Source organism: Streptomyces hawaiiensis, assembly GCF_004803895.1.
GTDB classification, from domain to species: domain Bacteria; phylum Actinomycetota; class Actinomycetes; order Streptomycetales; family Streptomycetaceae; genus Streptomyces; species Streptomyces hawaiiensis.
This window is the reverse complement of the sequence record NZ_CP021978.1, coordinates 7,543,932-7,557,587: the sequence shown is the minus strand read 5'-3', so window position 1 is coordinate 7,557,587 and position 13,656 is coordinate 7,543,932. Positions and strand designations below refer to the sequence as shown.

Below are 13,656 nucleotides of genomic sequence, written 5' to 3'. Positions count from 1 at the left end.
GCCCGCTACCGGTCCACGCGGAGCGCGAACTCGACCCCCTCCCGGGCGAGTTCCCGCAGCCACTGTTCGGACCGGGCCGCTGTCCCGGCGGCGCGGTTCAGGCCCGGCGGCAGCGAGCCGTCCAGGACGTGGCGGACGCCGAGGGCGAGGGTCCGCGAGACGCAGCGGGCCATCGCGCTCTCCTCGGCGTCGCCCACGAGGTCGAGGAGGTAACCGCCTTTCCACGACCGCCCCGACTCGGCGCGCACGTCCAGCGACACGGCGAGGACGACCCGGTCGTGGTCGTCGTCCGTGGTCGGGTAGGTGGCGGCCAACTCCTGGGCCAGGGCGGCGATCCGGGCGTCGTCGCCGGCCTTGAGCTCCTCGAAGACTCCGTCCCAGGCGCGCAGCCAGCCCTCCAGACGCAGGGTGCCGCGTACGAACGTCCGCGGTGTCCAGGCGTCCGGCAGCCCGTACTGCGCGACGAACGGGACGCTGTCACGGTTGGGGTAGACCTCGAAGGTCTCCCCGTCGACGACGCGGCGCCGGGTCGCCTCCCACGGCCGCTCGGCGACCGTCCGCACCCCGCCCTCGATGTAACGGGCCGGGGAGCGCAGGGCGCCCAGGACACCCGCGGGCGCCCAGCTGAAGCGGTACGTGAAGGCGTTCGGGACGGCGGGGACTCCGCCGCAGTACGACGTGAGGCTGTATGAGGCGGGCGTCCCGTCGCCGATCGCCTCCCGGGCCCGGGCCACCAGGGCGTGGGCGAAGAGGTGGTCGATGCCCGGGTCGAGCCCTGCCTCGGTGAGGACGACGAGCCCGGCCTTCCCGGCGGCGGGCACCTGCTCCAGCACAGCCTCCGACACATAGCTGGAGCACGCGAAGTGCGCCCCCTGGCGTACGCACTCCGCGAGCAGCGGGGCGTGCTCCGGTGCGGGCAGCATCGACACCACGACATCGCCCGGCACGAGTGCGGAGGCGAGCGCGGACAGCGTGTAGGCGCGGGGCTCGGCCCGGCCGGCGAGGCCCAGCCGGCCGAGGGCGTCGGCGGCGCGGGCCTCGGTGCGGTGCCAGAGCCGGACGCGCTCGGCGGTGTCGCACAGCGCGGCGAGACCGCTGCCCGTGGACAGTCCGGCGCCGATCCAGTGGACGGTGCCGCTCGCCGCCGCCGGTTCAGTGGTCATGGGACTCCCCCTTGACGAGGCCGTGTGCGCGGGACGCGTCGCGGAACCGGTCCAGGCAGCGCCCCCAGGCCCCGGAGACACCGAAGTCGAGCAGGTGGGGCAGCAGGGCGGCGGAGAAGTCGGCGCTGGACTCCAGCGGCAACAGGGAGGGCAGGTTGTCGATGGCGATGAGGTCGAGCGGAGGTTCGTCGCGCAGCCGCCGTACGGGCTCGTCCCAGTCGGTGGTGTCGTCGTACACCGGAAGGACGTTGAGCGGGGAACCGACGTCGCAGGTCACATCGCACAGGGTGCGCAGGCGGCGGTCGGGGGTGTCGAGGTCCCGCTCGCGGAGGAAGGGCGGGACGGGGGTGGTGGCGAGCACCGCGTTCACCATCACGTCGTGCCGCAGCAGGGCGGGGCGGTCCAGGTCCCGGGTCTCGGCGAGGTCCCAGCACGTCGGATCGACGCCGGCGGCGGCGAAGGCCGTGCGGGCGCCGCGGCCGCTGCGGCCCAGGGCGCCGATGACGAGGCCGGTGAACCCGGCGTCGGCGGCGGCGGGCTTCAGCGTCTCGTCCAGGTCTTCCTTGGTGGTCGGCGTCAGCGGTGCCCGCAGCCGGCCCCGGTGCCGGAGCACGGCCAGGGCCGCGCCCAGATAGCCGGCCCAGAAACCGAAGGCGGCGAGGCGCCGCCCGGTGTCGTCCACCAGGTACTCCAGGTCGAACAGGGCCCCGCCCCCGGCGGCGAACCGGCCCAGCAGGTCCGCCGCTCCCGGCTGGCCCTTGTAGGCGTGGCCGAAGAAGATGTGCCGGTGCGTCAGCTCGGCCGGGTCGTCGGGCAGTTCCTTCAGGCCGAGCACGACGGCGTCCCGGGGGGCCGTCACCCAGGAGCCCGCGGGGGCGACGCGGCAGCCGGCCGCCTCGTACTCCTCGATCGGGAAGACCCGCTGCGGGGACTCCTCGACGGTCAGTTCCACTCCGTGCCCGACGAGCCGCCGGGCGTCGTCGGGCACGATCGGAGTGCGTCGCTCGGTCGTGCGGGCCTCGTGGCGCAGCCACAGTCGGAGCTCGGTCATACCAGGTGGGCCTCCGGCGTGAGGCGCCGGCCGCTGACGGCCGACGCTTCTGGGGCGGACGTCCACGAAGCGTACGCGGCCCGCCCGCGGGTCGCGTACGGCTTCGCCCAGGTCACGTCGGGGAACCGGAACCGGCCGAGGCGCTCAGGAGGAGCTGACCACCGCGTCCAGGTGGGGCAGGTGGTGATCGAGGCGCTCCCGCTTGGTGCGCAGATAGGTGATGTTGTTCTCGCACGGCGGGATCAGCAGCGGCACCTGCTCGGCGACCTCGATGCCATGGTCCACCAGCGCCTCGCGCTTGCGCGGGTTGTTGGACATCAGGCGGACGGACCGCACGCCCAGGTCCTTCAGGATCCGCGCCGCCACGCCGTAGTCACGGGCGTCCACCGGCAGGCCGAGAGCGAGGTTGGCCTCGACGGTGTCCAGGCCCTCCGCCTGCAAGGCCATCGCGCGCAGTTTGGCGAGCAGGCCGATGCCGCGGCCTTCATGCCCTCTGAGGTAGACCACGACACCGGCGCCCTCGGCGACGACCGCGCGCAGGGCGGCGTCGAGCTGGTCGCCGCACTCGCAGTGCTGGGAGCCGAAGGCGTCGCCGGTCAGGCACTCCGAGTGCAGCCGGATGAGGACGTCGTCCGTGCCGATCTCTCCGTGGACCAGCGCCACCTGTTCGTCACCGCGGTCATGGTCCAGGTAGCCGACCGCCTGGAATTTCCCGTACACGGTGGGCAAGGGCGCATTCACGACGCGTTCCACGCCGGTCCGCTGCGCCGACTTCTTGCCGAGTACGCCAATTTTTTCTGTCATGATTCTCGAGTTCCTAAGCAGAGACGAAAGGCCGTGACGTTATGAGTGATCTGGTGCCGGCGGACACCACGGAAGACGTACGGACGCGGGGCTCCGGTGTCTCACGGCAGGTCGCGGTGCTTCCCGTGGGGAGCTTCGAGCAGCACGGTCCGTACCTCCCGCTGGCGACCGACACGCTCGTCGCCTGTGCCGTCGCGCGGGAGATAGCCGGCGCGTACCCGGTGCACCTCCTTCCTCCGGTGACGATCTCGTGTTCGCACGAGCACGCGGCCTGGCCGGGGACCGTCAGCATCTCCTCGGTGACCCTTCATGCGGTGGTACGGGACATTGCGGCTTCGCTGCGCCGGTCCGGGGTCGACGCCCTGGTGTTGGTCAACGGGCACGGCGGCAACTACGTGCTGGGCAACGTGGTTCAGGAATCCTCCGCCCGCGGCGAGCGGATGGCGCTCTTCCCGGCCGCGGAGGACTGGGAGGCGGCGCGCGAGCGGGCGGGTGTGGTCACCTCGCTGCTCACCGACATGCATGCGGGGGAAATAGAAACCTCCATCCTTCTGCACGCTCATCCCGAAATGCTCCGACCCGGTTATGAGACCTCCGATTTCGTCGCTGACGACCGGCGTCATCTGCTCACCCTCGGCATGTCCGGCTATACCGATTCCGGTGTCATCGGCCGTCCTTCGCTGGGTTCGGCGGAAAAGGGGAAGGAACTCCTGGCGAGCCTGGCGGATTCCTTCGGGGCGTATTTCTCGATGCTGGCCTCCGACGAGTAGTCACCCTGTGGCTCCGGGGCCCCGGAAGTCGCCCGGGCCCCGGCCCGCAGGCCCGCGTACCAGCGGGCGACGAGCACGATCAGGCCGGGCAGGCTCGCCACGAGGCTGAGCACCCCGTAGACGACCGCGACGGCCAGTCCCCGGCCGGCGCCCAGGCCCGCGGCGCCGAACGCCCAGGCGGTGACGCCCTCCCTGGGGCCCCAGCCGCCGACGTTCAGCGGCAGGCCCATCGCGAGCAGGGCGAGGACCGCGAGGGGCAGCAGGACGGCCACGGAGGCGGCGGTCCCGGCGACGCGGGCGGCGAGTACGAACATCGCGACGTAACCTGCCAGCACCACCACGGAGGAGACAACCACTCCGGGCCCGTTCCGCCGCGACAGCAGCCCTTCGCGGGCCTCGGCGAGGACCGCGCGCAGCTTGCTGCCGCGAGGGGAGGGTGCCGCGCGGTTCATGCGCAGGGCGAGGACGACGGCGAGCGCGCCCAGGGCGGCCAGGGCCGCGAGCGGAGCGATGTGCCGGGATTCGGCCAGCACCGGGGACGGCATGGTCAGCAGGACGACGGCCCCGAGGGCGAACAACGCGATCTGCCCGGCGGCCCGTTCGAGGACGACGGCCTTCACGCCCCGCCGCAGGTCCCCCTCGCTCTGCCCGTGCCGCACGGCCCGGTGCACATCGCCGAGGACCCCACCGGGCAGGGCCGCGTTCAGGAACAGCGCGCGGTAGTAGTCGGCGACGGCCGGCCCGAACGGCAGTCGGATCCTCAGCCCCCGGGCGACGATCGCCCACCGCCACGCGCTGAACACGGTGGTGACGAGCCCGATGCCGAGCGCGAGCAGCAGCGACACCCCGTCGATGCGTCGCAGCCCGTCCAGGAAGACGCCGGTACCGAGCCGCCAGAACAGCACGCCCAGGATGGCGATTCCGGCGACGGTGCCGAGGCGCGTACGGACTGCGGGAGAGCCGAGCCGGGCCAGGGCGGCGCGGATCGGGCCGGGCGAGGAGGTGGGGGCGCTGTCCGGGCCGGTGCCGTTCGCGCCGATGCCGTTTCGGCCGATGTCCGCCAGGCCAATGCCGTCCGCACCGGCGTTGTTTGGGCCGATGCCGTCCGGACTGATGCCCTCCACGCCGACGGCGTTCGGACCGACGCCGTCCGGACCGGTGCCGTCCAGACCGGTGCCGTCCAGACCGGTGCCGTCCGGGCGGATGCCCGCCAGGCCGATGCAGTCCGCGACGACGCTGTCCGGGCCGATGCCCTCCGGGCCTGTGTCGTCGGCGCCGATGCCGTCCGGGCCAGCGCCCGGCGACGGGGCTTCGGCCGGCCGGCCGGGGCCGGGTGGGTCAGAGGCGGCGGGTTCGCTCCTGTCGCCCACGGCCGGACGCGGCACTGCCGCGTCCGCCCGGGCCGCACCCGCCGCACCGGAGACGGCGGACGCACGGGTGCCGCTGCCGGTCGCGGACGGCCGGCGGATCTCCGTGAGCGTGGTGCGCGGGCGGGTTCCCGTCGCCTGGGGGCTCATGACGCTCCGCCCGCCGGGCGGGACAGGGCCAGGAGGTCGACGTGGTGGACGGTGACGCGCAACTCGCCCGCGGCGCAGGCCGTCAGCCGGTTGGTCAGGTAGACGTCGGCCTCGGCCCGCAGCTCGGGGCGCTCCTCGACGGCGGCGCCGACCCAGCCGCGCAGCCACTGCTCGGTGAGCGCGGCCTGCTCGGGGCCGAGCCGCCAGGGGCTCGGGTGCAGCCGTACGGTCGCGCCGTGCTCGGAGAACGCCTCGGCAGCCGCCGTGACGGCATCGGGGCCGAGCAGGCCGTCGCGGCGCTGGTGGTCGTTGAACGCCTGGGCGATCTCCGCGTCCAGCGGGTGCGACGGGGTCAGTTCCACGCGCCCGGCGACGGACAGCGTCAGCAGGGCGGGGCAGCCGGCTCCGGCACACGCGGCGGCGAAGGTGTCGATCTCCTGGCGGGTGAGGACGTCCAGCAGGGCGGACGCCGTGACCAGGGACGCCCCTTGCAGGGCGTCCGGGGTGAGGCGGGCGACGTCACCACGCCGCGTCTCCACGGAGACCCGGCTGCCGTCGGCGGCCGAGCGCGGGGAGGAGACGGCGGCGAAGTGCAGCAGGTAGGGGTCGCGGTCGTGCAGGATCCAGTGCTGGGCGCCGTCCAGCCGGGGCGCGAGCCAGCGGCCCATCGAGCCGGTTCCGCAGCCCAGGTCGTGGATGACGACGCCGCCCGACTTGCCGGGCAGGTTGGCGAGCCGGATCCGCAGCGGGTCGAGCAGGTCGTGCGCCCGCGCGGCGGCATCGGCCGGCTCCCGCAACTCCAGCCACTCGGGCGCGTACCGGGGCGGATCGTCCGGGTTGGCCTCACGCAGCTTGACGGTCGGCCGCGAGCCGGGCTTGCCGCTGGGGCCGGCGCCGGGGATGACGCCCCCGGAAACCTGCCCCGGAGCGAACTCCACGCTGGAGCCGAGACCGGGGATCACGGCGTTCCCGGCCTGCCTCGCTCCGGAGTCGCCGCCGGCACCCACGCCCGGGAGCACGGCCTCGGTGGCCTGCCCCAGCCCGGACCGCCCGCTGGGAGCCGCGCCCGGAATCACGCCGTCCGTCATCCCCATGACCTCCCTCGGCCCGGGCTGTGCCGGAATCGCCCCGCTCTGCTGGGTCGTCGTCGCCGGGTTCGTCATGCGGCCCTCCGGGGTTCGGTCGGGAGCCGGCGCAGTACCGCGGCCAGGCTCTGTGCGGTCGTCGCCCAGCCGTTGAGGGCGGCGCGACGGCTGCGGGCGGCGGCCTTCAGCCGGCGTCGTACGTCCGCCTCGCCGAACCAGCCGCGCAGTTCGGCGGCGATGGCGGCGGGGTTCTCCGGCGGGACGAGGATGCCGGGCACCCCGCCGTCGGGCGCCCGGCCGACCGCCTCGGGCAGCCCGCCGACGTCCGTGGCCAGCACCGGGATGCCCCGTGCCAGGGCCTCGGTCACCGCCATGCCGTACGTCTCGGCGTAGGAGGTGAGGACCATCAGGTCGGCGGTGGCGTAGCCGGCGTCGAGCGCGGGGCCGGACTTCGGCCCGGCCAGCTCCAGCCGGTCCTGAAGGCCGTGCTTGTCGATGAGGGACCGCAGGTGGGCGACGTACTCCGGGTCCTGGGTCAGAGCGCCGACGCACACGCAGCTCCAGGGCAGGTCGCTCACCATGGCCAGCGCCTCCACCAGCCGGTGCTGGCCCTTGCGCGGGGTCACGGCGGCCACGCACAGCAGGCGCGACACACCGTCGGTACCGGGCGCGAGCGGCGCGATGTCGGCGCCGGGGGCGGCGACGTGGACCCGCTCGGGGGAAAGACCGTGGTGGGCGACCAGGCGGCGGACCGCCCAGTCGCTGGTGGCGACCACCGCCGGCACCGCCCGCAGCACCGCCCGCTCCTTGGCGTCCAGCTCGGCGGCCACCGCCGCGTCCAGCCCCGTCTCGTCGCCGAGCGGGAGGTGGACGAGGACGGCCATGCGCAGCCGTTCCGCCTCGGTCACGATGATCTCCGGCACGCCGCAGGCCACCAGCCCGTCGAGCAGGACGACGGCCCCGTCGGGCAACCCGCTCAGGGTGCGGGCGAGTTCCGTGCGGGCGTCGGCCCCCGGCCGGGGCCAGTCACCGTCCACGGCGTGTTTGGTCACCTGCCAGCCGAAGCCGGGCAGGTCCAGGCACAGGCGCCGGTCGTAGGCGTTGCCGCCGCTCGGCGCCGTCGGGTCGTCGATCCCGCCCGGCAGCATGAAGTGCACGGTGCGCAGGGACATGGGGATGATCTCGGCGTTCTTCAGGGAGGCGTGCTGCACGGGAACATAATTCAGCCGCGCCGGTGCCGGATCCATGTGCTCGGGCCGCTCGATGGTCGTGTCGGTCACAGCGCACGCTCGTAACTCGCCCAGGCGATGTGCGACTCGTGCAGCGTGACGGTGAGGCCCGCGATGCCCTTGGCGCCCTCGCCCAGCGCCCCCTTGTGGATGCGCTCGGCGAGCCGGTCTGCGATGACCTTGGCGAGGAACTCCGTGGAGGTGTTGACTCCGGCGAAGTCGGGCTCGTTGTCGAGATTGCGGTAGTTCAGCTCGCTGACGACCGCGCCGAGCTCCTGGGTGGCCAGCCCGATGTCGACGACGATGTTGTCCTCGTCCAGCTGCTCGCGCCGGAACGTGGCGTCCACGAGGAACGTGGCCCCGTGCAGGCGCTGCGCGGGTCCGAAGACGTCGCCACGGAAGCTGTGGGCGATCATGATGTGATCGCGGACGGTGATGCTGAACAACGGACGACCCTCCAGGTGCGGCGCGTCTGCTCCCCGCTCTCGGGTGCCGGGGATGCCGAGTAGTACGGCTCGTTGCCTTCCCCTGTTCAGCCTTCCGTACGTCTTTTCTCAGGTCAGGCGCTCACGTCGTGGCGAAGTCGTACCGGATGGAACGAATCGTCAGCCGATGCGTCAATCGCTCTCGTCGTAACGGACGCGGTGGCACAGCGCGGGGACCTCGCCGGAGACCAGCTTGGGCAGTACGTCCGGCAGGTCCTCGAAGGGGGATTCGCCGGTGATGAGGGCGTCGAGCGCGGGGTCGGCCAGCAGGTCCAGAGCGACCGCGAGCCGGTCGGCGTAGGTGCGGTTGGGGCGGGCCGGGGAGACGGTGCCGACCTGGCTGCTGCGGATGACGAGCCGCCGGGAGTGGAAGGCCTCACCGAGCGGGAGGCTGACCTGCCGGTCGCCGTACCAGCTGAGTTCGAGGACGGTTCCCTCCGCGGTGAGGAGTTCCAGGGACCTGGCGAGGCCCTGTTCCGTGGCGCTGGCGTGCACGACCAGGTCGCGGTCCCCGTCGGCGTCCTGGGGGGTCGCGAAGCCGACGCCGAGCGCCTCGGCGATCTTGGCGCGGGAGGGGTCGGCGTCGACCAGCTGGACGCGGACCCCGGGGAACCGGGCGAGGAGGGCGGCCACCGAGCAGCCGACCATGCCGCCGCCGACCACTGCGATCCGGTCGCCGACCAGGGGCGCGGCGTCCCACAGGGCGTTGACGGCGGTCTCCACGGTCCCGGCGAGCACGGCCCGTTCGGCGGGGACGGTGTCCGGGACGGGGGTGACCGCGGTGGCGGGGACGACGTAGCGCGTCTGGTGCGGGTAGAGGCAGAAGACGGTGCGGCCGGTGAGTTCCGCGGGCCCTTCCTCCACCACGCCGACGTTGAGGTAGCCGTACTTCACCGGGCCGGGGAAGTCGCCCTCCTGGAACGGCGCGCGCATGGCGGTGTGCTGGCTGACGGGCACGCCGCCGCGGAAGACGAGCGTCTCGGTACCGCGGCTCACGCCGGAGAACAGTGTGCGGACCAGTACCTCGCCCTCGCCGGGCGCCGGCAGGGTGACGTCCCGGATCCCGCCTCGCCCAGGCGAGTCGATCCAGAACGCCCGTCCGGTGTGCTTCATCGGAGTCCTCCTGAACGATCGGGAAGCTGCTTGCGTACCGAGGGGTGCACAGGCCGCGCACAACGTAGCGGCGTTGATCGACTCTGTCACACGGCCGGAGGGTGTTCGGTGGCCCTGAACAACACTTACGACGCGAGGCTCCAGCAGGAGACCGCCCTGGGGGCGGGCGCGCAGGTCCTGCTGCTGGCCCTGATCGGTACGGCGATCGGGATGGGCCCGGCGGGCTGGCTGACCGGCCTCGCGTTCGCGATCGCCACCTGGGCGGTGCTCTCCCGCGCCCTGCACCGCTCCCGGCTGCGGTCGTTCGGCGCGGCCAATCGGGTCACCCTCGGCCGGGCCACCCTCGTCGGCGGGGTCACCGCGCTGGTCGCCGACTCCTTCCAGAGTTCACCGCCCGTGACGCTGTTCGTCGGCCTGACGGCGGTGGCGCTGATCCTCGACGGCGTCGACGGCAAGGTCGCCCGCCGCACCGGCACCTCGACCCCGCTGGGCGCGCGCTTCGACATGGAGGTCGACGCGTTTCTGATCCTGGTGCTCAGCGTGTACGTGTCCACGCAACTGGGCCCGTGGGTGCTGCTGATCGGCGGCATGCGCTACGTCTTCGTCGCCGCGGCCAAGGTGTGGCCCTGGCTGACCGCCGCGCTCCCGCCGAGCACGGCCCGGAAGACCGTCGCCGCGCTCCAGGGTGTGCTGCTGCTCCTGGCGGGCGCCGATCTGCTGCCCCACACGGCCAACTTCGGGGTCGCGGCCCTGGCGCTGGGCCTGCTGGTCTGGTCGTTCGGGCGTGACGTGCTGTGGCTGTACCGGACCTCGCGCATCGAGGAGTCGGTGGCGCCCCGTCAGGTACGGGAACTGGTGGCGAGCTGACGTCCGGAGCGGGTGGCGGTCAGAAGTCGAACCGCCCGCGGGCCGCCTCGATGTGAGCGAGGTACTGGTGAGTCCAGCCGCAGATCGCGTCGACCGTGGCGCGCAGGGCCCGGCCCGGCTCGGTGAGCGTGTACTCGACCTTGGGCGGCACGGTGGGGTGCACCTTCCGGGAGACCAGGCCGTTGCGCTCCAGCATCCGCAGGTTCTGGGTCAGCATCTTGTGGCTGACGCCCTCGACCTCGTCGCGCAACTCGCTGAAGCGCAGGGTGCGTTCCCCGAGGGCCTCGATGATCAGCAGCGCCCACTTGTTGGCGACGTCCGAGAAGATCTCCCGCGCCAGGGAATCCGCCCTCCGCAGGTCCGCGTTCTCCGGCAGGTCTCTCAACTGCTTGGTCACCATCGGGTTCCCCAGTCACTGAAAAGTGCGTTCTTCCAGGTCGGCGGTCACTCTCCTACGGTTTCCGAGTAACCGCAAGAGAGCGCGGGTTCGCGCTCGACGGAAGGACAGCGACTGTGACGACCATCGACGTCTACGACCACGGCATCCCGGCCGAGAGCCACTTCGGCTACGCGCAGGCGATCAGGTCCGGTGACCTGATCCACGTCTCGGGGCAGCTCTCGTTCGACGAGGCGGGTGTCTTCCACCCCGAGGACGGCGTCGCCGCCCAGCTCGAGCAGACCTACGCCAACCTCGACAAGGTTCTGGCCCATTACGGCGCCACCCGCAACCAGGTCGTCTCCCAGACGCTGTACACGGTGGGCCTGGTGGGCAACGCCGAGGTGGTGGCGAAGGGCAACCGGGCGTACTTCGGCACCCATCGGCCGGTCAGCACGGCCCTGGGCGTCACCGAACTGACCTTTCCCGGGCAGCTCGTCGAGATCAGCTGCGTGATCGACACGAAGCTGCCTGCCTGAGCCGCCGGTCAGCGTCGCGTTCGTGTTCCCGTGCCCACCAGGGTCCGCTCGTACGGGTCGAGCAGCAGGCCCCGGACCTTGGTGGAGACGCCGGCGATGATCTGCTGGTGGGCCAGCGGGACGACCGTGTCCGTGCCGAGGATCGCGGCTTCGGCTGCCATGGCGGCGTCCTGCCGCTCACCGGTGCCGTCGGTCTCGACGGCCTCGGCGATGGCCCGGTCGGTCTTCTTGTCGCACAGCTGGGCCAGGTTGTAGGCGCCGTCGCAGGTGTAGTCGCTGCCGAGGATGCCGACGGGGTCGCCGGTGTCCAGGAGGCTGTTGCGGGCGCCGATGAACGCGTCGAACTTCCCGGCGAGCGCGTCGCTCTCCAGCCGTGAGTACTCGCGGACCTCCAGTTTCACCGTGAAGCCGGCCTTCTGGAGCTGCTGTTGCACGACCTGGGCGACCTCGGGAAGCTCGGGTCGGTTGTCGTAGGTGGCGAGGGTGATCGGCGTGCCGTCGGGCCGGGCGGCCTGCGCGCGCCCGGCCGGCTTCACCCGCTTGCTCTCGGCCCAGGTGACGGCGGGCCCGAAGATGCCGACGCCCGGGTCGGCGTACCCCTCGAAGACGCCCTTGACGAGGGCGGAGGAGTCGATCGCGGTGCGAGCGGCGGCGCGCAGCTCCGGGTCCTTGAAGGGCCCGGTCTCCGTATTGAGCTGCAGGCTGGTGGTGCGGGTGGTGCCGGCTTCCCTGAGGGTGGCCTTGTCGAGTGTGGCGGCCTGGGCGACGGGGATCGCCTCGGCGATGTCGACGTCGCCGGTGCGTACGGCGTTGGCGCGGGCGGTGCCGTCCTTGACGAAGCGCGCGTCGATGCCGGTGGCGTGGGCGAGGCCGCCCCAGTAGTCGTCGTAGCGGTCGAGGGTGGCGGAGCCGCCGCCGTTGACCTTGGTGATCTCGAAGGGCCCGGTGGCGGTGCCGACCGGAGTGGGGTTGCCCTTCTTCCCGTACGCCTTCGGGGAGAGGATCGCCAGGCTCGGGCCGGCCAGGCGCATGGGCAGGACGGGGTCGGGCGCCGCGGTGGTGATGCGGATGCCGCGGTCGCCGTCGGCCTGCGCGCCGAGGGTGACGCCGGCGAGGGCGGCGGGTGCGGGCTCGGCCTTCGTGGCGTGGGTGAGCGCGGCGGCCACGGCGGCGGGGGTGACGTCCGTGCCGTCCTGGAAGGTGGCCTCGCGCAGGGTGAACCGCCAGGTGCGGTCGTTCTCCCGGCGCCAGGACTGTGCGAGCGCGGGGGCCGCGGCACCGTTGGCGTCCAGGGCGGTCAGCCCCTCGGTGACGCCGAGGCGGCTGAGCAGCGTGGCGTCGGCTCCGTACGGCGAGAAGTTCTCGGCGGGCGGGAAGGCGAGAGCGACGCGCAGCCGCGACCCCGACGGCCCGCCCTGCGACGACGACTCGCCGCCGGGGGAGGCGAAGCAGCCGGCCAGGCACGGCACGAGGGCGAGGGCGGTGAGGAACCGGCGGTGGCTTTTGATGCTCTGATCACGCACTTGCACAGCATATGCATCAAGCGGAACACGCCGGTCAACCGGGTGATCCACGCCAGGCCGTCGCCAAATCCCGTACGGAGCAAGCGATTTGACACCACTACTGATCACTCCCTAAACCTATCCACATGACATCCATTTTCAGAAAGGTGGGGCGGTCGTGAGGGTCGCGTTCGTCGGCAAGGGCGGCAGCGGCAAGACCACGCTGTCCGCGCTCTTCTCCCGTCACCTGGCGCGCTCCGGCGCCCCGGTCCTCGCCATCGACGGCGACATCAACCAGCACCTGGCCGAGGCACTCGGCGGCGAGGAGAAGCCCGCGCCTGCCCTGGGCGCGCACCTGCCCGGCATCAAGGACTACCTCCGGGGCGACAACCCCCGCATCCCCTCCCCCGAGGCGATGATCAAGACGACCCCGCCGGGCCGCGGCTCGCGCCTGCTGCGCCCGCTCGGCGGGGACGAACTGCACACGCGGCACGTCGGCCGGGCGGGCGGCGTGCCCCTCATGGTGACGGGCGAGTTCGACGAGTCCGACCTGGGTGTGGCCTGCTACCACTCCAAGCTCGGCGCGGTCGAGCTGTACCTCGGGCATCTGGTGGACGGACCCGGCGAGTACGTCGTGGTCGACATGACGGCGGGCGCCGACGCCTTCGCCTCGGGCCTGTTCACCCGCTTCGACATCACGTTCCTGGTGGCGGAACCCACCCGCAAGGGCGTCTCGGTGTACCGCCAGTACCGTGACCACGCTGAACAGTTCGGCATCCGCGTCGCGGTCGTCGGCAACAAGGTGACCGGCGAGGACGACCTGCTCTTCCTCAAGGAGCAGGTGGGCGACGACCTCCTGACCCACCTGGTCCAGTCGCCCTGGATCCGCGCGGCCGAGCAGGGCCGCACGGAGCCCGGACCGGAGGCCCTGAACTCCCTGGAGCCGCACAACCGCCATGCCCTGACGATCCTGCGCGAGGCGGTCGACTCCCACCCACGCGACGGGGACCGCCTCCACCGCCACGCGGTCGAGTTCCATCTGCGCAACGTCCACGCCTGGGCGGATGCCCGCACGGGCGAGGACCTGGCGGCGCAGGTGGACCCGGACTACGTGCCGGGGCCGGCCGCCCTGCCCTGAGGCGCACCACACCCGCT

General features: G+C 72.6%; 13 protein-coding genes and 1 pseudogene. 4 read left to right on the top strand and 10 right to left on the bottom strand.

Annotated features, from left to right (window positions below; all coding sequences use genetic code 11):
• Positions 1 to 5 precede the first annotated feature (5 nt).
• The 3 genes from CEB94_RS34515 to ribA form a co-directional block, all read right to left on the bottom strand.
• A complete protein-coding gene (locus CEB94_RS34515; RefSeq protein WP_175435875.1) occupies positions 6 to 1,163 on the bottom strand; it encodes a saccharopine dehydrogenase family protein in 1,158 nt (385 codons plus the stop codon).
• Positions 1,153 to 2,214: a saccharopine dehydrogenase gene (locus CEB94_RS34510; RefSeq protein WP_175435874.1), complete on the bottom strand. Its 1,062-nt coding sequence runs from the start codon at positions 2,212 to 2,214 to the stop codon at positions 1,153 to 1,155. The genes CEB94_RS34515 and CEB94_RS34510 overlap by 11 nt, the downstream gene beginning before the upstream one ends.
• Before the next feature lie 144 nt (positions 2,215 to 2,358).
• Positions 2,359 to 3,018 (bottom strand): GTP cyclohydrolase II, encoded by a 660-nt coding sequence (gene ribA / locus CEB94_RS34505; protein WP_175435873.1) that lies wholly within the window; start codon positions 3,016 to 3,018, stop codon positions 2,359 to 2,361.
• A gap of 41 nt (positions 3,019 to 3,059) precedes the next feature.
• On the opposite strand from ribA, the gene CEB94_RS34500 reads away from it, so the two are divergent.
• Positions 3,060 to 3,788 (top strand): creatininase family protein, encoded by a 729-nt coding sequence (locus tag CEB94_RS34500; protein WP_175435872.1) that lies wholly within the window; start codon positions 3,060 to 3,062, stop codon positions 3,786 to 3,788.
• Positions 3,789 to 3,934: 146 nt separating this feature from the next.
• Here CEB94_RS34500 and CEB94_RS41995 read toward each other — a convergent pair.
• The 5 genes and pseudogenes from CEB94_RS41995 to CEB94_RS34480 all read right to left on the bottom strand — a co-directional run.
• A pseudogene (locus tag CEB94_RS41995) lies at positions 3,935 to 5,305 on the bottom strand (lysylphosphatidylglycerol synthase transmembrane domain-containing protein); the annotation flags it as partial.
• Positions 5,302 to 6,468 carry a class I SAM-dependent methyltransferase gene (locus CEB94_RS34495; RefSeq protein WP_246112012.1) on the bottom strand — a complete coding sequence of 389 codons (1,167 nt, stop codon included), beginning with the start codon at positions 6,466 to 6,468 and terminating at the stop codon, positions 5,302 to 5,304. The pseudogene CEB94_RS41995 and the gene CEB94_RS34495, both read right to left, overlap by 4 nt.
• Positions 6,465 to 7,670 carry a glycosyltransferase family 4 protein gene (locus CEB94_RS34490; protein WP_425472517.1) on the bottom strand — a complete coding sequence of 402 codons (1,206 nt, stop codon included), beginning with the start codon at positions 7,668 to 7,670 and terminating at the stop codon, positions 6,465 to 6,467. Before CEB94_RS34490 ends, CEB94_RS34495 begins: the two co-directional genes overlap by 4 nt.
• Entirely contained in the window at positions 7,667 to 8,065 is a 399-nt protein-coding gene (locus tag CEB94_RS34485) for a 6-pyruvoyl trahydropterin synthase family protein (RefSeq protein WP_030843501.1), read from the bottom strand. The genes CEB94_RS34490 and CEB94_RS34485 overlap by 4 nt, the downstream gene beginning before the upstream one ends.
• 171 nt (positions 8,066 to 8,236) lie before the next feature.
• On the bottom strand, positions 8,237 to 9,217 hold the full coding sequence (locus CEB94_RS34480) for a zinc-dependent alcohol dehydrogenase (protein ID WP_175435871.1): 981 nt from the start codon (positions 9,215 to 9,217) through the stop codon (positions 8,237 to 8,239).
• 108 nt (positions 9,218 to 9,325) lie between these two features.
• Here CEB94_RS34480 and CEB94_RS34475 point away from each other — a divergent pair, with 108 nt between their 5' ends.
• Positions 9,326 to 10,084, top strand: coding sequence for a CDP-alcohol phosphatidyltransferase family protein (locus CEB94_RS34475; protein WP_175435870.1), 759 nt, complete (start codon positions 9,326 to 9,328; stop codon positions 10,082 to 10,084).
• A 19-nt stretch (positions 10,085 to 10,103) separates the two neighbouring features.
• Here the strand turns inward: CEB94_RS34475 and CEB94_RS34470 are convergent, their stop codons facing one another.
• Complete coding sequence (locus tag CEB94_RS34470; protein ID WP_175435869.1) at positions 10,104 to 10,484, bottom strand: winged helix-turn-helix transcriptional regulator; 381 nt, start codon at positions 10,482 to 10,484, stop codon at positions 10,104 to 10,106.
• Between the two features lie 113 nt (positions 10,485 to 10,597).
• On the opposite strand from CEB94_RS34470, the gene CEB94_RS34465 reads away from it, so the two are divergent.
• Positions 10,598 to 10,999: a RidA family protein gene (locus CEB94_RS34465; RefSeq protein WP_175435868.1), complete on the top strand. Its 402-nt coding sequence runs from the start codon at positions 10,598 to 10,600 to the stop codon at positions 10,997 to 10,999.
• A gap of 8 nt (positions 11,000 to 11,007) precedes the next feature.
• Here CEB94_RS34465 and CEB94_RS34460 read toward each other — a convergent pair whose 3' ends face one another.
• Positions 11,008 to 12,528: an ABC transporter substrate-binding protein gene (locus tag CEB94_RS34460; protein ID WP_175435867.1), complete on the bottom strand. Its 1,521-nt coding sequence runs from the start codon at positions 12,526 to 12,528 to the stop codon at positions 11,008 to 11,010.
• 151 nt (positions 12,529 to 12,679) lie between these two features.
• Here CEB94_RS34460 and CEB94_RS34455 point away from each other — a divergent pair, with 151 nt between their 5' ends.
• Positions 12,680 to 13,639, top strand: coding sequence for an ATP-binding protein (locus CEB94_RS34455; RefSeq protein WP_175435866.1), 960 nt, complete (start codon positions 12,680 to 12,682; stop codon positions 13,637 to 13,639).
• The last annotated feature ends 17 nt before the right edge of the window (positions 13,640 to 13,656 follow it).

Bases quoted from the DNA above. Each gene is read 5' to 3' on its own strand.
- CEB94_RS34515 (WP_175435875.1), bottom strand. From the start codon at position 1,163: ATGACCACTGAACCGGCGGCGGCGAGCGGCACCGTCCACTGGATCGGC.
- CEB94_RS34510 (WP_175435874.1), bottom strand. From the start codon at position 2,214: ATGACCGAGCTCCGACTGTGGCTGCGCCACGAGGCCCGCACGACCGAG.
- ribA (WP_175435873.1), bottom strand. From the start codon at position 3,018: ATGACAGAAAAAATTGGCGTACTCGGCAAGAAGTCGGCGCAGCGGACC.
- CEB94_RS34500 (WP_175435872.1), top strand. From the start codon at position 3,060: ATGAGTGATCTGGTGCCGGCGGACACCACGGAAGACGTACGGACGCGG.
- CEB94_RS34495 (WP_246112012.1), bottom strand. From the start codon at position 6,468: ATGACGAACCCGGCGACGACGACCCAGCAGAGCGGGGCGATTCCGGCA.
- CEB94_RS34480 (WP_175435871.1), bottom strand. From the start codon at position 9,217: ATGAAGCACACCGGACGGGCGTTCTGGATCGACTCGCCTGGGCGAGGC.
- CEB94_RS34470 (WP_175435869.1), bottom strand. From the start codon at position 10,484: ATGGTGACCAAGCAGTTGAGAGACCTGCCGGAGAACGCGGACCTGCGG.